The following is a 24,511-nucleotide window of genomic DNA, read 5'->3' as shown; positions in this document are numbered from 1 at the left end:
CTCTCAACAAGCTTTCCGGACACCTGGATATCGGACAGAGATCAGGCAGGCAGCCAAGACAATTTCATCACGGCACGCCGATCTGAGTAGGCATATTGCCCGTTGGCTGGCCGCGGACGGAAACCCTACGGCGCCGTCTGACGACAAACCTAGTTCGTTTTACGCGCCGGGAAATCCGGATTGCGCGCTTATGCAGAATTTTTACCATGTTCCAGCTTTGTCTGCCGCGACATGACGTCAGGCCGGGCCAAGCTCGGAGCGAGTTGGGACGAACGGGCCATGCGCCGCGCTCAAGTTGCAAAGCAGACCGGGACCGCCACCCCAGCACGGGGAAGGCCGTCTGGCGCCCTCAGCGTGCTGCGGGTGCGCCCGCTGCCGGGCGATCCGACCCGCGGCACGCTGATCGCGGCTGGGGTCGTGATCCCCTGTGCCCTCGGGCGCTCCGGCATCACGACCCACAAGCGGGAAGGGGACGGGGCCTCGCCGCGGGGCATCTTTCGCCTGCGCGGCGGCTTCTACCGGCCCGACCGCTTCCCCGTCCGCCCCGTCACCGCGCTCCCCTTGCGGCCAACGCGACGGGACGACGGCTGGTGCGACGCGCCCCAGGATCGTCGCTACAACCGGCCGATCCGGCTGCCGAGCACGGCGGCGAGCGCCGAGCAGCTCTGGCGCGATGACGGTCTCTACGACCTCGTGATCGACCTCGATTACAACCGCGGCCCGATCCGTCCGGGCCGGGGCTCGGCGATCTTCCTGCATATCGCCCGCAGCGGCTACCGCCCGACGGAAGGCTGCGTTGCCCTGAAACCCGCCGACCTGCTGCGCCTGCTCCGCCGCCTCGGGCCGGGAACACGGATGAGGATCGGGCGATGATCGGCCGTTAACCGGCTCATCGCTAATGCGGGCCGCCGTTCAAGCCCGCTTCGTCCGCCGGCCGAAGATGGCCGTTCCGACGCGGACATGGGTGGCGCCCATCTGGATCGCCGCCGGAAAATCCGCGCTCATGCCCATCGATAGGATCGGCAGGCCATGGCGCTCGGCGATGCGGGCCAGCAGGGCGAAATGAGGGGAGGGCGGGTCTTCGGCCGGTGGGATGCACATCAGGCCGTGGATCGCGAGATTGTGGGTCTCACGGCACTCCGAGAGCAGGACATCGACCTGATCGGGTGAGACGCCGGCCTTCTGCGTCTCGTCGCCGGTATTGACCTGGATCAGGAGCTTGGGCGCCCGGCCGCTCCGCTCGATCTCCTTGGCGAGCGCCGCGGCGAGTGACAGCCGGTCGAGAGAGTGGATCACGTCGAACAGCTCGACCGCCTCGCGTGCCTTGTTCGATTGGAGCGGGCCGACGAGGTGCAGCTCGACATCCGGAAAGCGCTCTCGAAGCGCCGGCCACTTGGCCTTCGATTCCTGAACGTAGTTCTCGCCGAAGATCCGCTGGCCGGCTTCCAGCGCCGGCAGGATGCCCTCGGCCGGCACCGTCTTCGAGACGGCGACGAGGTGCACGCTGGCCGGGTCGCGCTCGTTGTCCTCGGCCGCCCGGCGGATGCCCGCGCGCACCTCCGCGAGCCCGGCGGCGACATCCGCCTCGCCGACCGGCGGCTTGGCGTCGAGGGTCTGATCCGGGGTCTGGCTCTCTTCCATCATGGGCCCTCCTTGCGGCGAGGCAGACGCGACTTCAAGAGTTGGCGGCCTGTTTCCCTGTCTCGCGCCCGCGATATCCTGGCCTCTCCCGATTCGAACGGAGAAGCCTCGCCGATGTTCGATACGCCCGCCGACGCCCAGGCCCAACTCGCACAGCACTTCCTGCGCCCCCAGGTCGAGATGGTGGTCGGAGCGCTGGTGCCGACGCTCGTGTTTCGCCCGCGGACGGCGGAGAAGGGAAGCCTCGGCGGCACGCGGATCGGCGGGACACCGGACCTTCCGCCGGGGCTGACCTGGCCGCGCCGGGCCAAGCCCGCCGATATCGAGGCGATTGCCAAGCGCGGGAACGCGGAGGCGGGGGAGGAGATGCGGCGGCATTTCCGCAAGGAGCTGCCCTACGCCTTCTTCGCGCAGGTGGATCTTGGGGAGGCGCGGGGGCAGGCCAAGGGGTTAGCGAGCGGCGAGGGCGGTGCCGCCGCCCTGCCGGGGCACGGCCGATTGCTGTTCTTCTACGATCTCTCTGCCGGCCCGTGGGACAACGGCACCGAATCCGCCCGCGTGTTCTGGGACGACAGCCCGCGCGAAGGCCTCACGCCGCAGACCATGCCCGCCGACCTTGCAGCGGCGGCCGATGCGCACCGGGCGGAGATTACCAAGAGCAACCGGCAGTTCGACCTGCCCCTTCCGAAGCCCGGTTCCGGCACGCCCTATGGCGGCCCGGCCCGGCCGATGAGCCTGCACGCCACCCTGCGCCCGCCGGCGATCGAGAGCCTGGAGATGGACGCCCAACCGGCCCTGAAGGCGGCATTGGCGCTCCGCACCGACGGCGAGGAGGGCTTTCGCGATGCCTATCAAGATCTCTTCTCGCAGGCCTTCGACCGCTATCACGGGGCGGCCAATGCCGGCCGGCGCAACCAGCTCCTCGGCTCGCCGCTGCCGGAACAGAGCGATCCGCGCGTGGAGGCGGAAGTCGTCAGCCGCTTCGGCGTGCAGCACCTCGAGCGGGACAAGATCGAGACGCACCGGACCGAGATCGATGCCGGTGCGCGCACATGGCGCCTGCTTCTGCAGATCGATGTCGGTGACTTCCTGCAGGAGGACGGGGAGGGCACCGTCTACTTCCTGATCCGTGCCTCCGATCTGGCCGAGCGGCGCTTCGACCGCGTGGTGGCCGTTTATCAGCAGACCTGAACCGCGCGCGCCGTAAAGCCACTCAAGCGGCTTCGATCGTTGACCCCTGCCCGCAGGGATATGCTAGGTGCCGGGCTTCGGGCCCCGCGACACCGTTGCGTGCAGCCCACTCCCTTTTCCGCTGATCCCGGCGCTCCCGATGACCGATTCCGCACAGCCCTCCTCGATCGCGCCAGAGCGTCACCAAGAGCGCTACAACGCCAAGGACGCCGAGCCGCGTTGGCAGCAGGCCTGGGACGCGGCCAAGCTGTTCGAGACCAAGAACGACGATCCCCGCCCGAAATACTACGTGCTGGAGATGTTCCCCTACCCGTCGGGGCGCATCCATATCGGCCACGTGCGCAACTACGCGATGGGCGACGTGGTGGCCCGCTACAAGCGCGCCAAGGGCCATAACGTGCTGCACCCGATGGGCTGGGATGCCTTCGGGCTGCCGGCCGAGAACGCCGCCATGGAGCGCAAGGTCAATCCGCGGGAATGGACCTACGCCAACATCACGACCATGCGCGGGCAGCTCCAGAGCATGGGCCTGTCGCTGGATTGGAGCCGGGAGATCGCGACCTGCGATCCCGACTACTACAAGCACCAGCAGCGCATGTTCCTCGATTTCCTCGGCAAGGGGCTCGTTACCCGGCGCACGGCGAAGGTGAACTGGGATCCGGTCGATCACACCGTGCTCGCCAACGAGCAGGTGATCGACGGGCGCGGCTGGCGCTCGGGCGCGCTCGTCGAGCAGCGCGAGCTGACACAGTGGTTCTTCAAAATCACCGATTTCGCGCAGGATCTGCACGACGCCCTCGACGGCCTGGAGCGCTGGCCGGAAAAGGTCCGGCTGATGCAGCGCAACTGGATCGGCCGCTCGGAGGGGCTGGAGGTGCGCTTCGCCCTCGCCGCACCGTTCGCCGGCACGGACGAGGTGACGGTCTACACCACCCGCCCCGACACGCTGTTCGGCGCCAAGTTCCTGGCGATCTCCGTCGATCATCCGGTCGCCAGGGCGCTGGCCGAGTCCGGCCCGAAGGCTGCGGAGTTGCAAGCCTTCGCCGAGGAATGCCGCCGCATCGGCACCGCGCAGGAAGCGATCGATACGGCGGAAAAGCTCGGGTTCGACACCGGCCTCACGGTGCGCCACCCGCTCGATCCGTCCTGGGAGCTGCCGGTCTTCGTCGCGAACTTCGTGCTGATGGAGTACGGCACCGGCGCCGTGTTCGGCTGCCCGGCCCACGACCAGCGCGACCTCGACTTCGCCAACAAGTATGGGCTCGGCAACACGCCGGTGGTCTGCCCCGAGGGGCAGGACCCGGAAGCCTTCCTCATCACCGACACCGCCTATGACGGCGACGGGCGGATGATCCATTCGCGCTTCCTCGACGGCATGACCACCGACGACGCGTTCAAGACCGTCGCCGACCGGCTGGAAGGCGAGACGCTCGGCGATGCACCGGTCGCCCGCCGAAAGGTCCAGTTCCGCCTGCGCGATTGGGGCGTGTCGCGCCAGCGCTACTGGGGTTGCCCGATCCCGATCATCCATTGCGAGGCCTGCGGCCCGGTGCCCGTGCCGGTGGAAGACCTGCCGGTGAAGCTGCCGGACGAGGTCTCGTTCGACCAGCCCGGCAATCCGCTGGAGCGGGATCAGGCGTGGCGTCAGGTGCCGTGCCCGCGCTGCGGCGCGGCGGCCCGGCGCGAAACCGACACCATGGACACCTTCGTGGACTCGTCCTGGTACTACGCCCGCTTCACCGCCCCCTGGCTCGCCGACGCCCCGACCGACCGGACGACCGTCGATCACTGGCTGCCGGTCGATCAGTATATCGGCGGCGTCGAGCACGCGATCCTGCACCTGCTCTACTCGCGCTTCTTCATGCGGGCGATGCAGGCGACGGGCTGGTCCGGCGTGTCCGAGCCGTTCGCGGGCCTGTTCACGCAAGGCATGGTCGTCCACGAGACCTACAAGAATGCAGCCGGTGCCTGGACGCCGCCTGCCGAGATTCGCTTCGAGACGCAGGACGGGGCGCGCAAGGCTTTTCACGTGAAAACCGGCGAGCCGATCGAGATCGGCCCGACGGAGAAGATGTCGAAGTCGAAGAAGAATGTCGTCGATCCCGACGACATCATCGCCAGCTACGGCGCCGATACCGCCCGCTGGTTCATGCTCTCCGACTCGCCGCCCGAGCGCGACGTGATCTGGACCGAGGAGGGCGTGCAGGGTGCCGCCCGCTTCGTGCAGCGCGTCTGGCGCCTCGTCCACGGCGCGACGGCCGCGAACGGGCCCGGTGGGACCGCCGATGCGCCCTTACGAAAGGCCGCCCACAAGGCGCTCGCCGCGGTCGGCGAGGATATCGAGCGCCTGCGCTTCAACCGCTGCGTGGCCCACATCTACACCTTGGCCAACGCCCTCGACGAGGGCCTGCGCGGAGGTGCCTCGAAGGCCGCGGCGGGCGAGGCGGCCCGCATCCTCGTGCAGCTCATCGCACCGATGATGCCGCATCTCGCTGAGGAATCCTGGCGCGTGCTGGGCGGGGAGGGGCTCGTCGCGGAGACGGCTTGGCCGGTCGCCGATCAGGCATTGCTGGTCGAGGACGAAATCACCCTTCCGGTCCAGATCAACGGCAAGAAGCGGGCGGACGTCACCGTTCCGCGCGACGCCGACGCCAAGGCCGTCGAAGCCGCGACGCTCGCCCTGGAAGCGGTGCAACGCGCCCTCGAAGGCCGGGCTCCGCGCAAGGTCATCGTCGTGCCGGGGCGGATCGTGAATCTCGTGGTCTGACCGGCCCCTCACATCAACAGGTCTCGCGGCTGCCGCGCCTCTCCTCCACGCAAGAGGAAGCGGGCGCGGCGGCACGACAATCCTGACCGCCATGCCCCCACCCCTTCCCGACCGCGACGACACCATCTTCGCCCCGGCGAGCGGCTTTGGCCGTGCGGCGGTGGCCGTGGTGCGCATCAGCGGGCCGGCGGCGGGGACCGTGCTCGACCGGCTGGCCGGCGGACGCCCGGAACCGCGTCGTCTCTCCCTGCGCCGCCTGCGCGACCCCAAATCCCGCAATATCCTCGACCAGGCCCTGGTGGCATGGCTGCCGGGCCCGGCCACCGCCACCGGCGAGGATATGGCCGAATTGCACCTGCATGGGGGCCTTGCCGTGCGGTCCGCCGTGCTTCGGGCGCTCGGAAGCGTGCCGGGTTGCCGGCCGGCGGAGGCCGGGGCGTTCAGCCGCCGCGCCTTCCTCAACGGTCGCATCGACCTCACCGAGGCGGAGGGGATCGCCGATCTCATCGACGCCGAGACCGAAGCGCAGCGTGTCCAGGCCCTTCGCCAGCTCGACGGCGCCCTCGGCCGCCAAGTCGCCGCATGGCGCGAGACCGGCATCGATCTGCTCGCCGGAGCCGAGGCGGCCCTCGATTTTGCCGATGAGGGCGATGTCGATGAGGCCGGCCTCGACGCCGCCCTGTCCGGTCGCGCCGCAGCCTTGCGCGATGCGATCCGAGCCGCACTGGCCGATGGACGCCGGGGCGAGCGCCTGCGCGAGGGGTTCTGCGTTGTGCTGGCGGGCGCTCCCAACGCCGGAAAATCGACGCTGCTCAATGCGCTGAGTGGGCGCGATGCGGCCATCGTCTCGGACATTCCGGGCACGACCCGCGATGCCATCGAGGTGCGCTGCGATCTCGGTGGGCTGCCGGTCGTGCTGGTCGATACCGCGGGCCTGCGCGAGACAACGGACGTGATCGAGGCCGAGGGCGTCAAGCGCACGCAAAGCCGTATCCGCAGCGCCGACCTCGTGCTCCATCTCGTGCCGGCGGACGGCAATGCCGACGCCGAGCGTCTTGCGGATGCCCCGGTCTTACTCGTTCGCACGAAAACCGATCTCGCGCCGCAAGAGCCGGGGGAGGGCAGTCTCGCCGTCTCGGCCGTCACGGGTGCCGGGCTCGACGCGCTCTTGGATGCCATCCAGGCCGCAGCCCAAACGGCCCTCGGCCAGGGCGACGCCCTCGTGACCCGCGAGCGTCATCGGGAGGCTTTGTCCCGCGCCGTGGATCATCTCGACCGCGTCGCCACCGCCTCAATCGGCTTCCCGCCGGAACTGGTGGCGGAGGATCTCCGGCTCGCCGTCCGAGCGCTCGGTGAGGTCGGGGGCCATGTCGGCGTCGAGGAGATGCTGAACCGCCTCTTCGCCGGCTTCTGCATCGGCAAGTAGCGGCCGCCAGGGGCTAGCGCGGGAACACCGCGATCCGGTTACCGTAAATGATTCGGAAGCTGATCACCGCCTACTGAAGGGCCGCGATGCGTCGATCGCCCAGATCTCGGTGCGCCCGTCGGCGCCGCGGAGGGGAGGGTGGAGAAAGCAGAACTCGCCCTGGCCCAAATGGCTGGACAGAGCGTCCCAACCCACGACAGTGCCATTTTCCGTAATTTTATTGCGGGCGATAGGACGCGCGCGATTTGCCGTCGGACGCCGTAACATATTCTTATAGTCGTAAGATAGTCTGAGCAATTTTTGCCGCTACATAGATTTTCGTGGCAGCGCATGAGCGCAAACTGCCCAACAAAACATTAAAACGAGCCTTTATTCGTAACGAAACTTAAGGCATCATTGCTTACCTTTGCGTTCAATTATTGACTGCGCTATGCCCAAGTACTTCTTCAATGTGCATGACGGCCTCGGCATCACGGATGACGATGGGGTCGAATGCGCCAATCGGGAAGCGGCCCTGCGCACAGCCGTCCACTATGCCGGCTCGCTGCTCAAGGAATCGGGCCATCGGCTGAGCGTCGGGGATACGTGGTCGCTGGAAGTGATCGAGGAGGCGACCTCCGAGACCTTCTGCATCGAGCTGCGGATACGCCCCTCCCTGACTTCGACGGCCTCCGAGCCACACCGCTCCGCCGCCTAACCTGAACCGCGCCGGATCCTTCGCCTCCCTTCCAGGTCGCAGCGACGATGGGGCCGGGCCGAAGGCGGCGAACCACCGCTAACCGGGGCGATGAAGCGGGTCCGCGTTGACCTGTTGGATGGCGCGCGCATAAGCACGGGTCATGCACGCCCATTCTTCCAGTTACGACGTCATCGTCGTCGGCGGTGGCCATGCCGGCGTCGAGGCCGCTGCGGCCGCCGCACGCGTCAGCGCCCGCACCGCTTTGGTGACGCATCGGGCGGCCACCATCGGCGCGATGTCCTGCAACCCGGCCATCGGCGGTCTCGGCAAGGGGCACCTCGTGCGTGAGGTGGATGCCCTCGACGGGCTGATGGGCCGCGTCGCGGATGCCGCCGGCATCCAGTTCCGCCTGCTCAATCGCCGCAAGGGCCCGGCCGTCCGCGGCCCCCGCACGCAGGCCGACCGGGCGCTCTACGCCCGGGCCATGCAGGCGGCGGTCGCGGAGACCCCGGAACTCACCGTGATCGAGGGCGAGGCCGACGACCTGACCGTGCATTCAGGCCGTGTCGCGGGTGTGGTGCTCGCGGATGGGCGCACCCTGACCGCGGCAGCCGTGGTCATCACGACAGGCACCTTCCTGCGCGGCCTCATCCATATCGGCGAGCGCCAGATCCCCGCTGGCCGCGTCGGCGAAGAGCCCGCCGTCGGGTTGGCGCGCACACTCGACCGGCACGGCTTCCGCCTCGGCCGCCTGAAGACCGGCACGCCGCCGCGTCTCGATGGACGCACGATCGATTGGGCCGCTTTGGAGATGCAGCACGCGGACGCAGAGCCCGTCCCGTTCTCGACTCTGACCGAACGGATCACCACACCGCAGATCGCCTGCGGCATCACCCGCACGACGCAGGCGGTGCATGACCTGATCCGAGCCAACCTCCATCGCTCGCCGATGTATTCCGGCGGGATCAGCAGCCGCGGCCCGCGCTACTGTCCCTCGATCGAAGACAAGGTCGTGCGCTTCGGTGACCGCGAGGGCCACCAGATCTTCCTGGAGCCGGAGGGGCTCGACGATCCGACCGTCTACCCGAACGGCATCTCGACCGCGCTTCCCGAGGAGGTTCAGGCCGGCATTATCGCAGCCATCCCGGGGCTGGAGCGCACCCGCATCCTGCGCCCCGGCTACGCCATCGAGTACGACTACGTCGATCCGCGTGAACTCGACGCGACGCTCCAGACCAAGCGTCTGTCCGGCTTGTTCCTGGCGGGCCAGATCAACGGCACCACTGGATACGAGGAGGCGGCAGGGCAGGGGCTCGTCGCCGGCCTCAATGCGGCCCGGCTGGCCGGCGGCTCCGAACTCGCGATCTTCGACCGGGCCGAATCCTATCTCGGCGTGATGATTGATGACCTCGTCACCCACGGGGTGAGCGAACCCTACCGCATGTTCACCTCGCGCTCGGAGTACCGCCTGAGCCTGCGCGTCGACAATGCCGACGAACGCCTCACGCCCCGCGGCGCGGCGCTCGGCTGTGTCGGCTCAGTCCGGGCCGCGCATTTCGCCGCTTCGCAGACGGCGTTGTCCGAGGCACGCACCCGGCTCGACAGCTTGAGCCTTACCCCGAACGAGGCGGCCCAGCACGGCCTCGCCCTCAACCATGACGGCCTGCGCCGCAGTGCCTTCCAGATCCTATCCTACCCGGAGATCGGCTGGGACCGGCTCGCGGCGGTCTGGCCCGAATTGGCAGCGGTGCCGCCGCGGGTCGCGGAGCGCCTGCGGACGGACGCAACCTACGCCGTCTATCTCAATCGGCAACAGGCCGACATCACGGCCTTCCGCCGCGACGAGGCCGTGCGCTTGCCGACCTCCCTCGATTACGGCGCCATCGCCGGCCTCTCCAACGAGATGCGCGCGAAGCTCGACGGCGTGCGCCCGACCACCCTGGGGCAGGCCGCGCGCATCGAGGGCGTGACGCCGGCCGCTCTGACCCTGCTTGCCGCCCATGCCCGCCGGGGCCGGGTCCAGGCCTCGGCATGAGAATGCCAGCCTGCCCCGATACAAGGACGGCGGAATGAGCACTGATCTGCGTACACGCGTCCTGAGCGAGCATCATGTTTCACGTGAAACAGCCGCGTCTCTCGATCTCTACGTTGCACAGCTCACGCGCTGGCAGACCGTCAAAAACCTTGTCGGTCCCGCGACGCTGAAAGAGGTCTGGCACCGGCACATCGACGACGCCCTCCAACTTCTGACCGTCGCGCCGGATGCAACCCGCTGGCTTGACCTCGGCTCGGGCGCCGGCATCCCCGGCCTCATCCTCGCCATTGCCGGCAAAGAGCGACCGGGCTTCCATGTCCACTTGGTTGAGAGCAACGCCCGCAAATGCGCCTTCCTCTCGGAGACCGCGCGCCTCACCGGTGCACCGGTCACCGTGCACAATGCACGCATCGAAACGGTGATCGGTACCCTCACCGACACCGAAATCGTCTGCGCCCGTGCGCTGGCCCCCCTGACGCAACTGCTCGCCTGGACCGAACCTTTGTTGACAAGAGGCACCGTCGGGCTGTTTCCGAAGGGACGTGATGCAGCCACGGAATTGACCGAGGCCGAGGATGAGTGGACATTCACCCGCGACCTGATTCCGAGCCGCACCGACTCGCAGGCACGGATTGTGCGCGTCACGTCGCTTTCCCGCGTGGACCCATGACCGACTCACCCACGGCCTCACCGGCGCAGGTTGCTCCTGCTCAAGCCAAACCGCTGCGCGTGCTCGCGCTCGCGAACCAGAAGGGCGGCGTCGGCAAAACCACGACGGCGATCAATCTCGGCACGGCGCTGGCCGCCATCGGCGAGCAGGTTCTGGTGATCGACCTCGATCCGCAGGGCAACGCCTCGACCGGACTCGGCATCGATCGTCGCCGCCGCAAGGTTTCGACCTACCATGTCATGGCCGGCGAGGCGCCGCTGGTGGACGCCATCACGCCGACGGCGGTGCCGCGCCTCTCCGTCGCCCCCTCGACGATGGATCTGCTCGGCCTCGAACTCGAACTGGCGAGCGCGTCCGACCGGGCCCACCGCCTGCGCAACATCCTGCGCGATCTCACGATGCCGGAGGGAATGGAACCGATCAGCTACGTGCTGATCGATTGCCCGCCTTCGCTCAACCTGCTCACCATCAATGCGCTCGCCGCGGCCGATGCGGTGATGGTGCCGTTGCAATGCGAGTTCTTCGCCCTCGAAGGACTGAGCCAGTTGCTGCGCACGGTGGAGCAGGTTCGCCAAGCGCTGAATCCTAAACTCCAGATCCAGGGCGTCGTGCTGACCATGTACGACCCGCGCAACAACCTCTCGACCCAGGTCGTCGCCGATGTCCGCGGCTTCATGGGCGATAAGGTCTACGAGACGATGATCCCGCGCAATGTGCGCGTTTCGGAAGCGCCGTCGCACGGCAAGCCGGTGCTGCTCTACGATCTGAAATGCGCCGGATCGCAGGCCTATCTGCGGCTTGCCTCCGAAGTGATCCAGCGCGAGGGCCGCGCGCCCCCGCCCGCCGCAGCCGCCTAAGTCTCTTGATGGTTTGGAGTTTCAATCGTGGCAATGGCGGATGATGCGGCGCGGCCGCGGCTCGGACGCGGCCTTGCGGCGCTGATCGGCGACTTTTCCGACGACGCACCGGAGGAGGCGGCCCGCACGGCCGCCGCACACGCGCAGCGCAAGGTGGCGGTGGAGTTCCTGCGCCCGAACCCGCGCAACCCGCGCCGCCGCTTCTCGGAGCCGGAACTCGACGAACTGGCCGCCTCGATCCGCCAGCGCGGCGTGATCCAGCCGATCGTTGTGCGCGCGCTTTCAGGGGTGCCGGGCACCTTCGAAATCGTGGCTGGCGAGCGCCGCTGGCGCGCCGCCCAGCGCGCGGGCCTCAACGAGGTGCCGGTGGTGGTCGTCGAGATCGACGACCGCACCTCGCTCGAATACGCAATTCTGGAAAACGTCCAGCGGGCCGACCTGAACGCCATCGAAGAGGCGTCGGGCTACGAGCGTCTGATGGGCGAGTTCAAATATACCCAGGCCGAGCTGGCCGACCTGCTCGGCAAGAGCCGCAGCCATCTCGCCAACACCCTGCGCCTCCTCCAGCTTCCCCCGGCGATTCAGGACCGGGTGATCGCCAGCGAAATCACCGCCGGCCATGCCCGCGCCCTTCTCTCCGTGCGCGATCCGGAGGCGGTGGCCCGCCGGATCGTGGCCGAAGGGCTGTCGGTGCGTGAGGTCGAGGCGCTGGCCGCCGCAGAGACCCCGCAGGACGACACGCCGCGTCCTGGCCGTCCGCGCCGCTCCGCCGAGGGCGACGCCGCCCTGCGCTCACTGGAAGACGTGCTCGGCCGGGCGCTCGGCTACAGCGTGGCGGTGAAGGCCAAGGCGAGCGGGGAGGGCGAGATCCGCATCCGCTACGCCAGCGCCGAGGAGCGCGATGCCCTCTGCCGCAAGCTCGGCGGAGCCTGAGAGAATGAACCGCCGGTCTCACGAAATGAGTGGCGGCCTTCCCGACTAGACAGTCTCCATACCGGACGCGTGGCTTTCAGTGAGGCCTATGCCGTGATCCCGAAAGGGGTCATGCGCGACATCGTGACGAGCCCGTTCCCCTTCAGGGAGAAGACCCGCGCCTGAGTGCTGGCGCGGCCAATGACGGGCTTCCTCGTCGTCGGCTGCTCCGATGTCGATGAGCGTACGGTCCTGCCGCTCGCCTTCGGCACCCCGCTGCGGTAGGGGCGAGCTACCGAGACGGCATCTGGCTCGGGGTGCTGACACCGAGGATATCTGGGTGGCTTCGCTCAGCCCTCAGGCCCGCCGCCGCGCGGCCTCGATAGCGATCCGCAGGAACACGCCCTGCGCCTGGGCGTGAGCGAGATCCGGCTCCGAGCGACGGCAAGCGAGCACCGCGTCCTGAAGCCACGCCACGGCCTGTTGCAGCCCCGGTGCCGACCAGCGGGCAAGCTGAGTTTCGGCCAAGGCCTTGCGGCGGAAATGCAGGCCGCGCCAATTGGCGACGATCTGGCTGGCGCTACCGCGCGGATTGTCGAGGCGCAGAGAGAGCAGGGTGAGGGCGTGGCGCAAACCGGCGCCGAGCATCGCCGAGGGGTCCATCCCCTCATGGCGGAAGCGGCGATACTCGCGCTCGGCCTCGCTGGCCCGGCCGGCGAAGGCCGCGTCGATCAGGGCGTTGAGCACGCTTGCGCCGACATCGCTGACGATCGCCTCGACATCATCCACGCCGACGCTGCCCTGGCCGCGGGCGTAGAGGGCGAGCTTACCGATCTCGGAGAGGCTGGCGCGGCGGTCGCTGCCGAGGCTGCCGGTCAGCAGGTCGCGGGCGTCGCGATCAATGCGCAGCCCGTCCTCCTGCAACGTGCGCTCGATCAGGTCGGCAAGCGTGCGCTCGTCGTCTGGGTAGCAGGGTAGGGCAAGCGCCTTGGGTGAGCCTTCGCAGAGCGTGCGCAGGGGGGCGGAGCGAGCGAGGTCGCCGGCCTCCACGACGATGCGGACCCCGTCGGTTGACGCCTTCAACACCGTATCGACGGCCGGTGCGTAGTTGCGGCTGCCGGAGCGCACCCAGATCGTGCGGCTGCCGCCGAACAGGCCAACGGTGCCGGCCTCGTCCACCAAGCGACCGGGATCGGAGGCGAGGGTGTCGCCGTCGATCCTGATGAGCGCGAAGGGGTCGTCGGGGTCGGCGACCATCCCCCGGACCAGCCGCATCGCCCGGTCGGCGACGAGCCCGACATCCGGCCCGTAGACCAGAACCACCGCGATGCGCGGATCGGGGCCGCGCCGGACCAGCCCCTCGACATCGCCGGCTTTGACCGCCGTCATGCCGGGCCCGTCAGGGGTTCGTCTTGACGGTAAGGACGGAGGCGATCCGGGTCTTGATCTGCTCGGCCAGCACCTTGGCGAGGCGGATCTCGGCGTCACGCGCGGCGCGCAGGGAGGCGAAACGCTGGATCGAACGGTCGTAAGTCGCTGTGCCGGTCGCGACGCCCTCGGTGAGGACGCGGCGCCCGTCCAGGCTCTCCAGCGAGAACTTCACCGTACCGACGATGGTACCCGCCTCGGCTCGCGCCGTGGTCGAGGAGACAATCGGCGTCTGGACCTGCTCGGAGCCCTGCATCTTCAGCCGGTAGCGCTTGGGCACAGCCGCTTGGCCGGAACCGTCGAGATCGAAGATCAACTCGCTGCGCAGGTAGTGCCCGAGGCGCTCCTGATCCTGCGCCATGTTCACGTCATCGACCTGGATCGCGGCGAGCAGGCCCTGCATCGATTCGCCCGAGGCCGTCGGCCCGTAGAGGGGACGAAAGCAGGCACCGAGATTCAGCGCGAGGCCGGCGGCGAGCGCGAGCCGCGCGATCCGAACCCCCGGCCTGTTCCTCGCCACACCCATACCCTGCCCCAAGGCTGTTCCCCGCCGCGTCACGTCGATCCGTCCGAAAACCGTCGCTCCGACCCCAAGCGCAGCACACCGCTTCGCTTGTACGGCAGGCATCGCGCCCGGTCACCCTGCCAGACTCATGCTTTAAGAATGCTGTGCGGCGGGACGATGATCGCGCATTCGAATCGGGACGCCGGGGGGCAATATCGCTTGTGGAACCAAGCGGCGATCCCCACCTTATCCTGACCCCGGAAACCGTTCCGAACCAGCGCCTTGACGGCGATCGGACGAGCGCTGTAGAACAGAACAAATGGCGAACAAACGAGCCCTGTCCTGGTCGGTCGCGCTCCGCGATCTGAAGGACGATCGATCCCGGAGAGCGGATGTGCGCGAGGAGCGTCTCCGAACCATGGCGGGCCTGCGCGGCGTTGCCGCCCCCGCGCTGAGCGCGTGGCGCGGGCGGTCCGGCCGCCGCTACGTCGTCGGCGTCCACGAACTCGCCGAGCCCGACCTCGCCGAGGTCGATGAGGCGGTGGTCATCGCCGTGCGGCGAGACGAGGCCGGCATTGCCCAGGCCGTTTCCATTGCCGCGACCGGCAAGGGGCCGCGCGAGCGCCTGCACCGCAACTGGCTCGCCCGCGCCCGCCAGGAAGGCGCGACGGAGATGCATGTTCACCGCCTCGCCGAGGGAGAGAACGAGCGCCGCGCCGTCGTGCAGGACCTCGCCGCCGACACGGAGCCGACGAACGCCTGATCCGGCGTTCGGCCGGCCTCCCCTTTCCGGGCTGTGAAAGCCGGAGGGTGGGCAGGGGCCTTGCCTTGGACAGCCCCGGTCTCCAAACACGGGGGCGTCCGGCCTCTCCTGCCGGGCCGCGCAGGAACGAGGCCGATGGCGCAGACACCCGATCCGATTTCCGGCGGACCGCCCCCCCGGCGGCGGCGAATCGGCCTGTTCCTCCCCTATATCCTGCTTGCCACCCTCGTCATCGCCTGGACCACCGCGTGGTTCTTCATCCGCGGCAAGGCCGAGAGCGAGATGGATGCGTGGCTCGCCCGTGAGGCGCAGGCCGGCCGGCAATGGACCTGCGCCGACCGCTCGATCACCGGTTATCCCTTCCGCCTCGAACTGCGCTGCGGCTCGGTCCGCTTCGCCCGTTCCGACGGGAAGTTCACCCTCGGGCCGACCACCGCCGTGGTGCAGGTCTACGATCCGCGCCACGCCGTTCTCGAGGTCGCCGGCCCCTTCCATGTCGAGCAGGGCGACCTGACCGCCGACGTGACCTGGACCTCTCTCGAGGCGAGCATCCACGCCGCCTCGAACGGGTTCAGCCGCGCCTCTTTCGTCGTCGATGGCCCCAAGGGTACGGTGCAATCCCCCGATCCGGGCCCGGTGGACTTCGCCGCCCAGCATCTCGAACTGCACGCCCGGCCGACCCCCGACCGCTTCGAGAACGACGGCGCCGTCGATGTCAGCCTGCGCCTCGCCAAGGCAGCCGTGCCGCAGCTCGATGCCCTGAGCGGCAGCAGCGATCCGGCCGATGTCGATCTCGACACGACGATCGAGCGGGCCACGGTGCTGCGCACCGGCACGGTGGCGCGGGAATTGGAGAAATGGCGTCAGGCGGACGGCCGCCTCGAGGTGACCCGCTTGTCGATCGCCAAGGGCGAGCGCCGCCTTCAGGCCAAGGGTGAAGTTGGCCTCGACGAGGCGCATCGCCCCGAGGGACGCTTCGACATCCGCGCGCTCGGGCTCGAAGCCCTGATCGGGCAGGTGATGGGGCAGCGCTACGGCGCGGACAAGGGCGCGCTGATCGGCAACCTCGTCGGCCAGTTCCTCGGCGGACTGCGCAAGCGCGAGAGCGCAGCCGGCGAGGCGCAAGCGGCCGACAGCCCCAACGGCCTCAAGCCCCTGCCGACGCTGCGCCTGAACGACGGACGCCTGATGCTCGGCCCGCTCGCCGTGCCGAACGTGGTGCTGCCGGCCCTGTACTGAGGAGGCTCACCAGGGGCGCGGCGACCCAAAGATCTTGCGCCGGACGAAGCGCCCGGCGGCTTCCACCCGCGGCCTGTGCAGATGGCGCAGCCGCCAGAGGCGATGCTCCCGCGGCGCGACCGGCTGGGCCAGTTCGGGCACGGCGGCGAGGCGCGCGCGCAGCCGCGCGGCCTCGGCCGGCGCGGTGCTCTCCACGTAAGCTAGGAAATGGCGCATCTCGTCGAGAGTCGGCGGGACCCAGCGGGCCGTCCGGGTGCACGGCTCCGTCTCCGCTCGCGTTTCGGGTGCCGGCGTACCCGGAGCAAGCCGGGGATAGTGGTTGAGCCGGATCTCGCCGTGCCGCACGGCGAGGACGGCGCCGGGCCGATGCGGGTCCGGCTCGGCGGGGCCGAAATCGCTCATCAGCCGCTCGCCCTGCACGAGGTCCGTCATGTGCGGGTCGGCGATCGTGGCGACGGCGCCTTGCCGGTAGATCGATGTGACGACGCGGTTCGCCTCGCGATCCGCCTGCGTCAGAGCGCGCGGGAAACGGCGCAGGACGAGCCCGGAGGCCGGCCCTTCCGGCTCGGCCGTATTGAAGACGCGCCGGTTGATTACCACCGCGCCGGCATGCGGCGGGATGCGGGCGATCCAGTCGTCGATCGAACGGCCGGGCGCTGGCACCAGGAATTCATCGGTGCCGAGGAAGGCGGCGAAGCGGAACAGCCGTACCCACGAGGCGAGGAAATGGTCGTAGGCGGCAAAAAGCGGCGTGCGGTCGATGCGGGTCGGGCAGGGGAGGGTGGTGACGCCGATCGCCGCGTGCGCCTTCAGGAGCGCCGCGGCTTCGCTGTCGAGGCCGTTGTCGTAGATCACGAAGTGGCGCACGCCGACCGCCCGGTGGAAAGCGAGCCACTCGAACAGATCGGGGGCCGCGCCCTCGACGACGGCAACGATGGCGAATGTGCGCATCTCGGGCGCCCTTTCCTTCAGCTCTGTTTCGCCGCAGGCGCCGCCGCGTTGCGGGCGCGGCCGAAATCCGGCTCGGCGGTTTCCTGCCCCATGGCGACGATGCCGCGGCGGATCGTGCGGGTACGGGTGAACAGGTCGTGCAGGGCCTCGCCGTCCCCCCAGCGGATCGCCCGCGACAGGGCGGACAGATCCTCGTTGAAGCGCCCGAGCATCTCCAGCACCGCGTCGCGGTTGGTGAGGAAGATGTCGCGCCACATGGTCGGGTCGGAGGCGGCGATCCGGGTGAAATCGCGAAAGCCGCCGGCGGAGAACTTGATCACTTCCGACTGGGTGACCTCTTCGAGGTCGGCCGCCGTGCCGACGATGTTGTAGGCGATCAGGTGCGGCACGTGGCTGGTGATGGCGAGCACGAGATCGTGGTGCTCGGGCGTCATGGTCTCGACAATGGCGCCGAGGCCCTGCCACAGGCCCTGCACCCGCTCGACGGCCAACGGATCCGTGCCTTCCGGCGGCGTGAGGATGCACCAGCGGTTCGAGAACAGGGTGGCGAACCCCGAATCCGGGCCCGAATACTCGGTGCCCGCCACGGGATGGGCCGGAACGAAGGGATTTCCCTGAGCGAGATGCGGCGTGACGGCCGCGACGACCGCCGCCTTCACCGAGCCGACATCGGAGACGACCGCGCCCGGCTTCAGATGCGGCGCGATCTCGGCCGCCACCGCGCCGATGGCGCCGACGGGCACGCAGAGGATGACGAGATCGGCGCCCGCCACCGCCGAGGCGTCGGTGCTCGCCACCTCCGCCAGACCCAGCGCCTTCACCCGCTCGATCACGCCCGCGTCGCGGTCGATCGCCACGATCGCCCGCGCCAGCCCGTAGGTCCGGGCGCCGCGGGCGATCGAGGAGCCGATCAGGCCGAGGCCCACGATGGCGAGGCGCTCCACCACCATGGTCACGAACGCTTGGCTCCCAGGAAGGCGATCAGCGCGTCCACGAAGGCGCGGTTGGCCTCCTCGCCGCCGACCGTCACCCGCAGCGCGTTGGGCAGGCCGTAGGAGGAGACGCGCCGCACGATCACGCCCGCGCGGGTCAGATGCGCATCCGCTTCCGCCGCCGTGCGGCCGGGCACGTCCGAGAAGTGGAGGAGCAGGAAGTTGCCGACGCTCGGCGTCACGGTGAGCCCCAGCGCCTCGACCTCGCGGGTGAGCCAGGCGAGCCATTCGTCGTTGTGGGCCACCGCCGCGGCAACGTGGGCCTCGTCGGCGATCGCCGCCGCGCCGGCCGCGATGCCGCCCGCCGAGAGGTTGAACGGCCCGCGGATGCGGTTGATCGCATCGACCACGGCCTCGGAGCCGACCATCCAGCCGATGCGCTGCGCCGCGAGCCCGTGGATCTTCGAGAAGGTGCGCGTCATCACGACGTTGGCCGCCTCGAGCGCCATTTCGAGGCCGGCGGTGTAGTCGTTGGCCCGCACGTACTCGGCATAGGCCCCGTCGAGCACGAGGAGCACATTGCCGGGCAGGCCGGCCTGCAGGCGGCGAACCTCCTCGAACGGCAGGTAGGTGCCGGTCGGGTTGTTGGGGTTGGCGAGGTAGACGATCCGGGTGCGGGGCGTGACCGCGGCGAGGATGGCATCGACATCCGCCGTCAGGTTCGTTTCCGGCGCCACCACCGGCGTGCCGCCCGCGGTGAGGATCGCGATGCGGTACACGAGGAAGCCGTGCTCGCAGAAGATGCCCTCGTCGCCCGGCCCGACGAAGGCCATCGCCAGCAGCGTCAGCAATTCGTCCGAGCCCGCGCCGCAGACGATGCGGGCGGGGTCGATCCCGTAGCGCGCGCCGATCGCCGTGCGCAGACGCGTCGCGCTGCCATCGGGATAGAGGGCCAACGTCGCGGCCTCCGCGCGCAGAGCCTCGATCGCGTGCGGGCTCGGGCCCAAAGGCGTCTCGTTGGAGGAGAGCTTATGGATCTTCGCCACGCCCGGCGCGGCGCTCTTGCCGGGCACGTAAGCCTCGATGGCGAGCACGCCGGGGCGCGGCTGAGGGCGAAGCACGGGATCGGTTGCGGACATGAGCGAAGGTCAGTCGACGAGGGCCAGCGGGAGAGTCGGACGCGGGTATCGCCCGTCCCTCTACAGCATTTCGCGGGAACGGGGAGCCGCCGCGTTCGCAGCACAACGATCCCGCAACCAACGCCGAGCCCTTCGCCGTCCGTGCCGGCCCTCGACCGATGGGGTCCGCTAGGGCTGTGCCGGCTTGCCTTCCGGCGCGGGGGCCGGCTCGCCGGAGCCCGGCGGCAGCAGGACGTTCTTCACCACGTTCCCCTCGGGGCCGTACTCACCGGCCACCGCGAGGCAAGCCTGCTCGCGATTGAGATTCATCTGGTTGGACATCAGGGTGAAGATGCCGATCACCCGGTTGCCGAAGGGGCCACGGGGGCTCACGTCCTCGGGCCGCGTGTTCTGCTTGGCGAGCAGCGCCTCGAATTCGGGCGCGTTGAGCCGGTAGCCGCAGACATTGACCGCCGAGAAGATGTAGGCGGCAAATTCCAGCGCCCGCGGGCTCGGCGCGTTGCGGATCGGCCGCGGCGGGGCAGCCTCCCGCGAAGGCTCTTGCGAGGGCTCTTGCGGCGCGGTTGGCGCGGGCGGCGGGGCGGTTTCCTGCGCGACGGCAGGGCAAACCATGCCGCCGATCAGGGCGGCGGCGATGAGAGAGCGGACGATCATGGCGGCGGGGCGTTCCTCAAGGCACGGATTCTCACGATCCGCTTAGCAAACCCGAGATAGCCCGGCCGCCCGCCGCCTCCAAGCTGATGCAGGGCCCGCGGACCAGCCCTGCGGCGATTCGTGCACGGGCCAGCGCGCCGCCCCGCGCGCTTTGCGCTCACCAGCGGTAGCTCACACTCGCCAGGACGCGGCGGGCCTCGCCGTAGAAGCAGGAATTGGCCGACTGGCACGAGGTGACGAAGCGGCGGTCGCCGAGATTGGCGGCGGTGATCGCCATGCGCCAGCGCTCCCAATTGTAGTGCACGGTCGCGTCGAACAGCACGTAATCCGGCACCTTCAGATTGTTGAGCTGGTCGGCGTAGGAACGCCCGACATAGCGCACGCCGCCGCCGAAGCCGAAGCCGCGCCAATCGCCCACGGGGATGGTGTAGTCGGCAAAGACCGAAGCGAAGGTTTCCGGCACGTTGGTCGGGGTCTTGCCGACGAGGTCGCCGAGGGCGGCATCCCGGACCCGAGTGTATTCGAGGTCGTAATGGGTCACGGCCGCGACGACGTTCAGGCCTTCCGCGAGGCTGGCGACGAACTGCCCCTCGATGCCGCGCGAGCGCACGGTGCCGAGCTGGGTGCTGCCGAAGCCGAGGAGGACCGGGAAGGGCGGGTTGTCGCGCACGAGGTCGAAGGCGGCGATGTTGAGGGAGAAGCGCTCGCCGACCGGCTCGATCTTCAGGCCGACCTCGATCTGCTCGCCCCGATCTGGCGACAGCGAGGCCCCGGTGATGGCATCGACGCCGATCTGCGGCTGGAACGAAGTCGAGTAGGCGACGTAGGGCGCGATACCGGGATCGAAGTTGTAGAGCAGCGCGATGCGCCCCGTCAGCGCGTCATCGCTGCGGCTCGTGCTGGTGGCCGGCGCGAGCTTCCGGAACACGTCGCTGTCGGTGATGTCGTAGCGCAGGCCGCCGATCAGGCTCAGCCGGTCGGTGAGCTTGATCTGGTCCTGGGCGTAGAGGCCGAGCTGCCGGAAGCTGTTGACGTCGACCTGATAGGGCAGGGGCCGCCCGACGATCTGCCCGTAGAGCGGGTTGAGGATGCTCAGGTTCGGCGCGGGGAAGAGCGAGGCCTGATTGTCGTAGAGCGAGTAGTTCTTGTAATCGATGCCGAACAGCAGATCGTGCAGGAAGTACCCGTCGGAGAACCGGGCCTCGGCCTGGTTGTCGACCTGGAACAGGCTGACCTTGTCGCTGTACTGGAACTGGTAGCGGGCGAGCTGCGTCTGCGGCAGGTCGGCGTAGCCGAGCTGGCCGATATACGAGTTCTGCGTTGCGTCCGAGAACGAGTAGCGGAAATTCTGGCGCACGATCCACACGTCGTTGACCGCGTGCTCGAACTCGTAGCCGGCGAAGACCTGCTCGCGCTGGAAGCTGTTGATGCGCGGATCGCCCACGTTGAGGGAGCGGTCGATGCGCAGACCGCTCGCATTGGGGCGCACCGTGCCGGCATAGGGCAGGAAGTTCGCGGTCACGGCGGTGGAATCGCGCTGGTAGCTCGTCAGCACCGTGAAAGTGGTGCCGGCATCCGGCCGCCACGTGAAGGCCGGGGCGATGTAGGCGCGATCGGAATCCGCACCCTCGACCTGGGTGCCGCCCTGCCGGCCGATGCCGGTGAGGCGGTAGAACAGGTGACCCGAATCGTCGGCCGGGCCGCCGACATCGAAGGCGCCGTAGACCTGCCCGAACGAGCCGCCGGCGATCTCGACATAGCCGAAGGGTGCGAGCGTCGGGCGCTTGGTGATCTGGTTGACGATGCCGCCGGGGTTGCCCGCGCCGAACAGGACCGCGGCGGGGCCGCGCAGCACCTCGATGCGCTCCAGGCCGAAGGTCTCGGTCTTCAGCGTGCCGAAGCCGTAGTTCAGCAGTTGCAGGCCGTCCTTGTAGATCCCGTAATCGCTCGCCACGAAGCCGCGTAGGGTGAAGAAATCGACGCGCTCGTCGGCGCCGTAGACGCCGGAATAGATGCCGGCGGTGTACTGCGTCGCCTGGGTCAGCGTCTGCGCGCCCTGCGCCTCGATCTGATCGCGGCCGATCACGGTGATCGCCTGCGGGGTCTCGATCAGGGGCGTGTTGGTCTTGGTCGCGGTGACCGAGCGGGTGGCGACGTAGCCGGCGACGGGGCCGCGCGGATCCTCGGGCGCCGCGCGGCCGTCGGCGCCGCGCTGGGCCGGGGGCCCGCCGGTGGCGCCGGCATTCCGGCCGCTGCCTTCGACGGACAGTTCCTCCAACCGTGCCGTCGCCTGCTGCGCGGCGGCTGCAAGGGTCAGGGCCATCAAGGAGGCGCCTGCCAGCGCCATCGTCCGCAGGGCGCGGACGCCGACGAGAGTGCGAACCGACCCCATACTCCTGGCCCCCATCTGCCCCGAACAGCCGACAGCCTCCGCAGGAACGCGCGGAATGGGATCGGTCTGTTGTTTGGAATTATGCTAAACTGTTGTTGTTGCTTAGTTTTCGTAAGCTCAGCCGTAAGTGACGGCACGGGGACGCGCAAGACAGTCGCGCGCAAATGACCGTCCTGTAGCGAGCCGGCCACAGGATCTCCGCACACCCATCGGGTGTCGTCTTTGGGGAGAACGATCGTTTGGCGGCTCCGCCGCGCGGCGGGGGCCGGATGCTACACGGTGACTTGCGTGCCGACCTCGACGACGCGGCCGGTCGGGATCTGGAAGAAGTCCGTGGCGTCGTTGGCGTTCTTGGCCAGCGTGATGAAGATCCGATCCTGCCACAGCGGCATGCCGGAATGGGCGGCCGGGCGGATCGAACGGCGCGACAGGAAGAACGAGGTCGACATGATGTCGAACTTGAAGCCCTGGGGCTTGAGCAGCGTCAGGGTGCGCGGGATGTTGGGCGTCTCCATGTAGCCGAAGCGCATCACCACCCGGTAGAAGCCGAAGCCCACGGGCTCGATGCGCACCCGCTCTCCTTTCGTGGCGCGGGGCCGGTCCATGGTCTCGACGGTGAGCACCACGTTCTTCTCGTGGATCACCTTGTTGTGCTTCATGTTGTGCAGGAGTGCGGCCGGGGCGATCTCGGGATCGCTGGTGAGGAAGACCGCGGTGCCCTTCACCCGCTGGTAGGAGGTGCTCTTCTCCAGCATGCCGACGAGTTCGACCAACGGCACGTCGGTCTTGCGGGTCTTGTTGAACAGGATCGTGACGCCCCGCACCCAGGTCCACATCATCAGCATCAGGCCGCCCGCGAGCATCAGGGGCACGTAGCCGCCCTCGTGCAGCTTCAGCAGGTTCGAGAGCAGGAACAGCGACTCGAGCACGATGAACGGCATGATGATCGCCGCCGAGACGAGCGGCGAGAGGCGCACGACCTTCCACAGCACCACATAGGCCATGGAGGCGGTAAGCAGCATCGTACCCGTCACGGCAATGCCGTAGGCGGAGGCGAGCGCCGAGGAGGAGCGGAAGGAGATCGCCAAGATCACCACGCCGAGGGCGAGCAGGGTGTTGATCTGCGGCAGGTAGATCTGGCCCGAATGTGCCTCGGAGGTGTGGCGGATTTCCATGCGCGGCAGCATGCCGAGCTGGATCGCCTGCCGCGACAGCGAGAACGCGCCGGTGATGACCGCCTGGCTCGCCGTGACGGTGGCGAGGGTGGCCAGCAGCACCATGGGGATCAGGCCCCATTCCGGCACGAGCTGGTAGAACGGATCGGTGGTCTCGGGCTTGGCCAGCACGAGGGCGGTCTGGCCGAGATAGTTCAGGACGAGGCAGGGGGCGACGAGGCCGAGCCACGCCACCTGGATCGGGCGGCGCCCGAAATGGCCGAGATCGGCGAACAGGGCCTCCGCCCCGGTCACCGCCAGGAATACCGCGCCGAGCGCCACCAGCGCGCCGGTGCCGTGGCCGAGGAGGTAATGCACGGCGTACCAGGGATTGAAGGCGGCCAGCACGCCGGGATTGCCGGCGATGTGCGGCAGGGCGGCGGCGGCCATGGCCAGGAACCACACCACCATGGCCGGCCCGAAGAAGGTCGCGACCCGCGCCGTGCCGTGGCTCTGCACCGCGAACAGGCCGAGGATGATCGCCACCGTGATCGGCAACACGTAATCTTCGAAGGCGGGCGTGACGAGCTTCAGGCCCTCCACCGCCGAGAGCACCGAGATCGCCGGGGTGATGACGGAATCGCCGTAGAACAGCGAGGCGCCGAGCAGGCCCAGCATGAACACGATCTTGGAGCCGCCGAGCGCGTGGCGGGCCTGGGCCATCAGCGAGAGGATGCCGCCCTCGCCGTTATTGTCCATGCGCAGCAGGATCGCGACGTACTTGATCGTCACGATCAGGAGCAGCGCCCAGATGATGAGCGAGGCGGTGCCGATCACCTCCTCGGCCAGCAGGATGCCGTCGCTGCGCGAGGGCGCGAGCGCCTCGCGGAAGGCATAGAGCGGGCTCGTGCCGATATCCCCGTAGACGACGCCGACGGAGCCGACCGTGAGGGCCCAGAAGCCGGTCTTGGCGTGGCCGTGCGCTTCCTCCGGGGACGCGTCGACCGCGCCCGCCGAGGCCGCGACCGGTCCTCCCTCGCCGGGCGCCGGCCCGCCCGCGGGCGCGGCCACGGGGCCGTCCGGCGGGATGGATCCGGCGGTATGGGGGCTGTCGGGCTGGGTCATCGGGCAGGCGTGCCTGGGCTCGCGCGTCGTCCGGCCGGGTGTGCCGGAGTC

At 68.9% G+C, this 24,511-nt stretch carries 20 protein-coding genes and 1 pseudogene; 12 read left to right on the top strand and 9 right to left on the bottom strand.

The features are described from left to right. The first annotated feature begins 279 nt into the window (after positions 1–279). Entirely contained in the window at positions 280–873 is a 594-nt protein-coding gene (locus ASF53_RS23435) for a L,D-transpeptidase family protein (protein ID WP_056204629.1), read from the top strand. Between the two features lie 39 nt (positions 874–912). Here the strand turns inward: ASF53_RS23435 and ASF53_RS23430 are convergent, their stop codons facing one another. Beyond that, the gene (locus ASF53_RS23430; protein ID WP_056204626.1) at positions 913–1,644 is read right to left on the bottom strand and encodes a YggS family pyridoxal phosphate-dependent enzyme; all 732 of its coding nucleotides are present in this window, start codon (positions 1,642–1,644) and stop codon (positions 913–915) included. 111 nt (positions 1,645–1,755) lie between these two features. On the opposite strand from ASF53_RS23430, the gene ASF53_RS23425 reads away from it, so the two are divergent. The 9 genes and pseudogenes from ASF53_RS23425 to ASF53_RS26085 form a co-directional block, all read left to right on the top strand. Further along, positions 1,756–2,832 (top strand): DUF1963 domain-containing protein, encoded by a 1,077-nt coding sequence (locus tag ASF53_RS23425; protein ID WP_056204624.1) that lies wholly within the window; start codon positions 1,756–1,758, stop codon positions 2,830–2,832. Positions 2,833–2,971: 139 nt separating this feature from the next. Further along, positions 2,972–5,599, top strand: a complete 2,628-nt coding sequence (gene leuS, locus ASF53_RS23420) for a leucine--tRNA ligase (protein ID WP_056204622.1) — start codon at positions 2,972–2,974, stop codon at positions 5,597–5,599. Positions 5,600–5,690: 91 nt separating this feature from the next. After that, a complete protein-coding gene (gene mnmE, locus ASF53_RS23415; RefSeq protein ID WP_056204619.1) occupies positions 5,691–7,025 on the top strand; it encodes a tRNA uridine-5-carboxymethylaminomethyl(34) synthesis GTPase MnmE in 1,335 nt (444 codons plus the stop codon). Positions 7,026–7,455: 430 nt separating this feature from the next. Further along, entirely contained in the window at positions 7,456–7,722 is a 267-nt protein-coding gene (locus ASF53_RS23410; protein ID WP_056204616.1) for a DUF6894 family protein, read from the top strand. Positions 7,723–7,864: 142 nt separating this feature from the next. Continuing rightward, on the top strand, positions 7,865–9,739 hold the full coding sequence (mnmG, locus tag ASF53_RS23405) for a tRNA uridine-5-carboxymethylaminomethyl(34) synthesis enzyme MnmG (RefSeq protein WP_056204613.1): 1,875 nt from the start codon (positions 7,865–7,867) through the stop codon (positions 9,737–9,739). Positions 9,740–9,773: 34 nt separating this feature from the next. Beyond that, a complete protein-coding gene (rsmG, locus tag ASF53_RS23400; RefSeq protein ID WP_056204610.1) occupies positions 9,774–10,409 on the top strand; it encodes a 16S rRNA (guanine(527)-N(7))-methyltransferase RsmG in 636 nt (211 codons plus the stop codon). Continuing rightward, positions 10,406–11,266: a ParA family protein gene (locus ASF53_RS23395; protein WP_056204607.1), complete on the top strand. Its 861-nt coding sequence runs from the start codon at positions 10,406–10,408 to the stop codon at positions 11,264–11,266. The genes rsmG and ASF53_RS23395 overlap by 4 nt, the downstream gene beginning before the upstream one ends. Before the next feature lie 33 nt (positions 11,267–11,299). Continuing rightward, positions 11,300–12,199, top strand: a complete 900-nt coding sequence (locus tag ASF53_RS23390; RefSeq protein WP_056204605.1) for a ParB/RepB/Spo0J family partition protein — start codon at positions 11,300–11,302, stop codon at positions 12,197–12,199. 51 nt (positions 12,200–12,250) lie between these two features. Beyond that, positions 12,251–12,361 (top strand): annotated as a pseudogene (locus ASF53_RS26085) ((S)-ureidoglycine aminohydrolase); the annotation flags it as partial. A gap of 174 nt (positions 12,362–12,535) precedes the next feature. On the opposite strand, the gene holA reads toward ASF53_RS26085, so the two are convergent. Further along, a complete protein-coding gene (holA, locus tag ASF53_RS23385) occupies positions 12,536–13,567 on the bottom strand; it encodes a DNA polymerase III subunit delta (protein WP_056204602.1) in 1,032 nt (343 codons plus the stop codon). 10 nt (positions 13,568–13,577) lie between these two features. Continuing rightward, positions 13,578–14,132, bottom strand: coding sequence for an LPS assembly lipoprotein LptE (gene lptE, locus ASF53_RS23380; protein ID WP_003601459.1), 555 nt, complete (start codon positions 14,130–14,132; stop codon positions 13,578–13,580). Positions 14,133–14,529: 397 nt separating this feature from the next. Between lptE and ASF53_RS23375 the strand changes: the two genes are divergently transcribed. Both ASF53_RS23375 and ASF53_RS23370 read left to right on the top strand, forming a co-directional pair. Further along, positions 14,530–14,874, top strand: a complete 345-nt coding sequence (locus ASF53_RS23375) for a hypothetical protein (protein WP_056204881.1) — start codon at positions 14,530–14,532, stop codon at positions 14,872–14,874. Positions 14,875–15,009: 135 nt separating this feature from the next. Further along, complete coding sequence (locus tag ASF53_RS23370; protein WP_056204600.1) at positions 15,010–16,113, top strand: DUF2125 domain-containing protein; 1,104 nt, start codon at positions 15,010–15,012, stop codon at positions 16,111–16,113. A gap of 6 nt (positions 16,114–16,119) precedes the next feature. Here ASF53_RS23370 and ASF53_RS23365 read toward each other — a convergent pair whose 3' ends face one another. The 6 genes from ASF53_RS23365 to ASF53_RS23340 all read right to left on the bottom strand — a co-directional run bounded on the left by ASF53_RS23365 (position 16,120) and on the right by ASF53_RS23340 (position 24,460). Next, a complete protein-coding gene (locus tag ASF53_RS23365; protein ID WP_056204597.1) occupies positions 16,120–17,064 on the bottom strand; it encodes a glycosyltransferase family 92 protein in 945 nt (314 codons plus the stop codon). 17 nt (positions 17,065–17,081) lie between these two features. Then, on the bottom strand, positions 17,082–18,020 hold the full coding sequence (locus ASF53_RS23360; RefSeq protein WP_056204594.1) for a prephenate/arogenate dehydrogenase family protein: 939 nt from the start codon (positions 18,018–18,020) through the stop codon (positions 17,082–17,084). Further along, complete coding sequence (locus ASF53_RS23355) at positions 18,017–19,135, bottom strand: pyridoxal phosphate-dependent aminotransferase (protein WP_056204593.1); 1,119 nt, start codon at positions 19,133–19,135, stop codon at positions 18,017–18,019. The genes ASF53_RS23360 and ASF53_RS23355 overlap by 4 nt, the downstream gene beginning before the upstream one ends. A gap of 168 nt (positions 19,136–19,303) precedes the next feature. Then, positions 19,304–19,789, bottom strand: coding sequence for a hypothetical protein (locus ASF53_RS23350; RefSeq protein WP_056204590.1), 486 nt, complete (start codon positions 19,787–19,789; stop codon positions 19,304–19,306). 157 nt (positions 19,790–19,946) lie between these two features. Beyond that, complete coding sequence (locus ASF53_RS23345) at positions 19,947–22,181, bottom strand: TonB-dependent siderophore receptor (RefSeq protein ID WP_056204586.1); 2,235 nt, start codon at positions 22,179–22,181, stop codon at positions 19,947–19,949. A 272-nt stretch (positions 22,182–22,453) separates the two neighbouring features. Next, positions 22,454–24,460 carry a potassium transporter Kup gene (locus ASF53_RS23340; RefSeq protein WP_056204584.1) on the bottom strand — a complete coding sequence of 669 codons (2,007 nt, stop codon included), beginning with the start codon at positions 24,458–24,460 and terminating at the stop codon, positions 22,454–22,456. Positions 24,461–24,511 lie beyond the last annotated feature (51 nt).

This window comes from Methylobacterium sp. Leaf123 (genome assembly GCF_001423405.1).
Classification (GTDB): domain Bacteria; phylum Pseudomonadota; class Alphaproteobacteria; order Rhizobiales; family Beijerinckiaceae; genus Methylobacterium.
The sequence above is the reverse complement of the archived record's forward strand: the minus strand, read 5'-3'. Positions and strand labels throughout refer to the sequence as shown.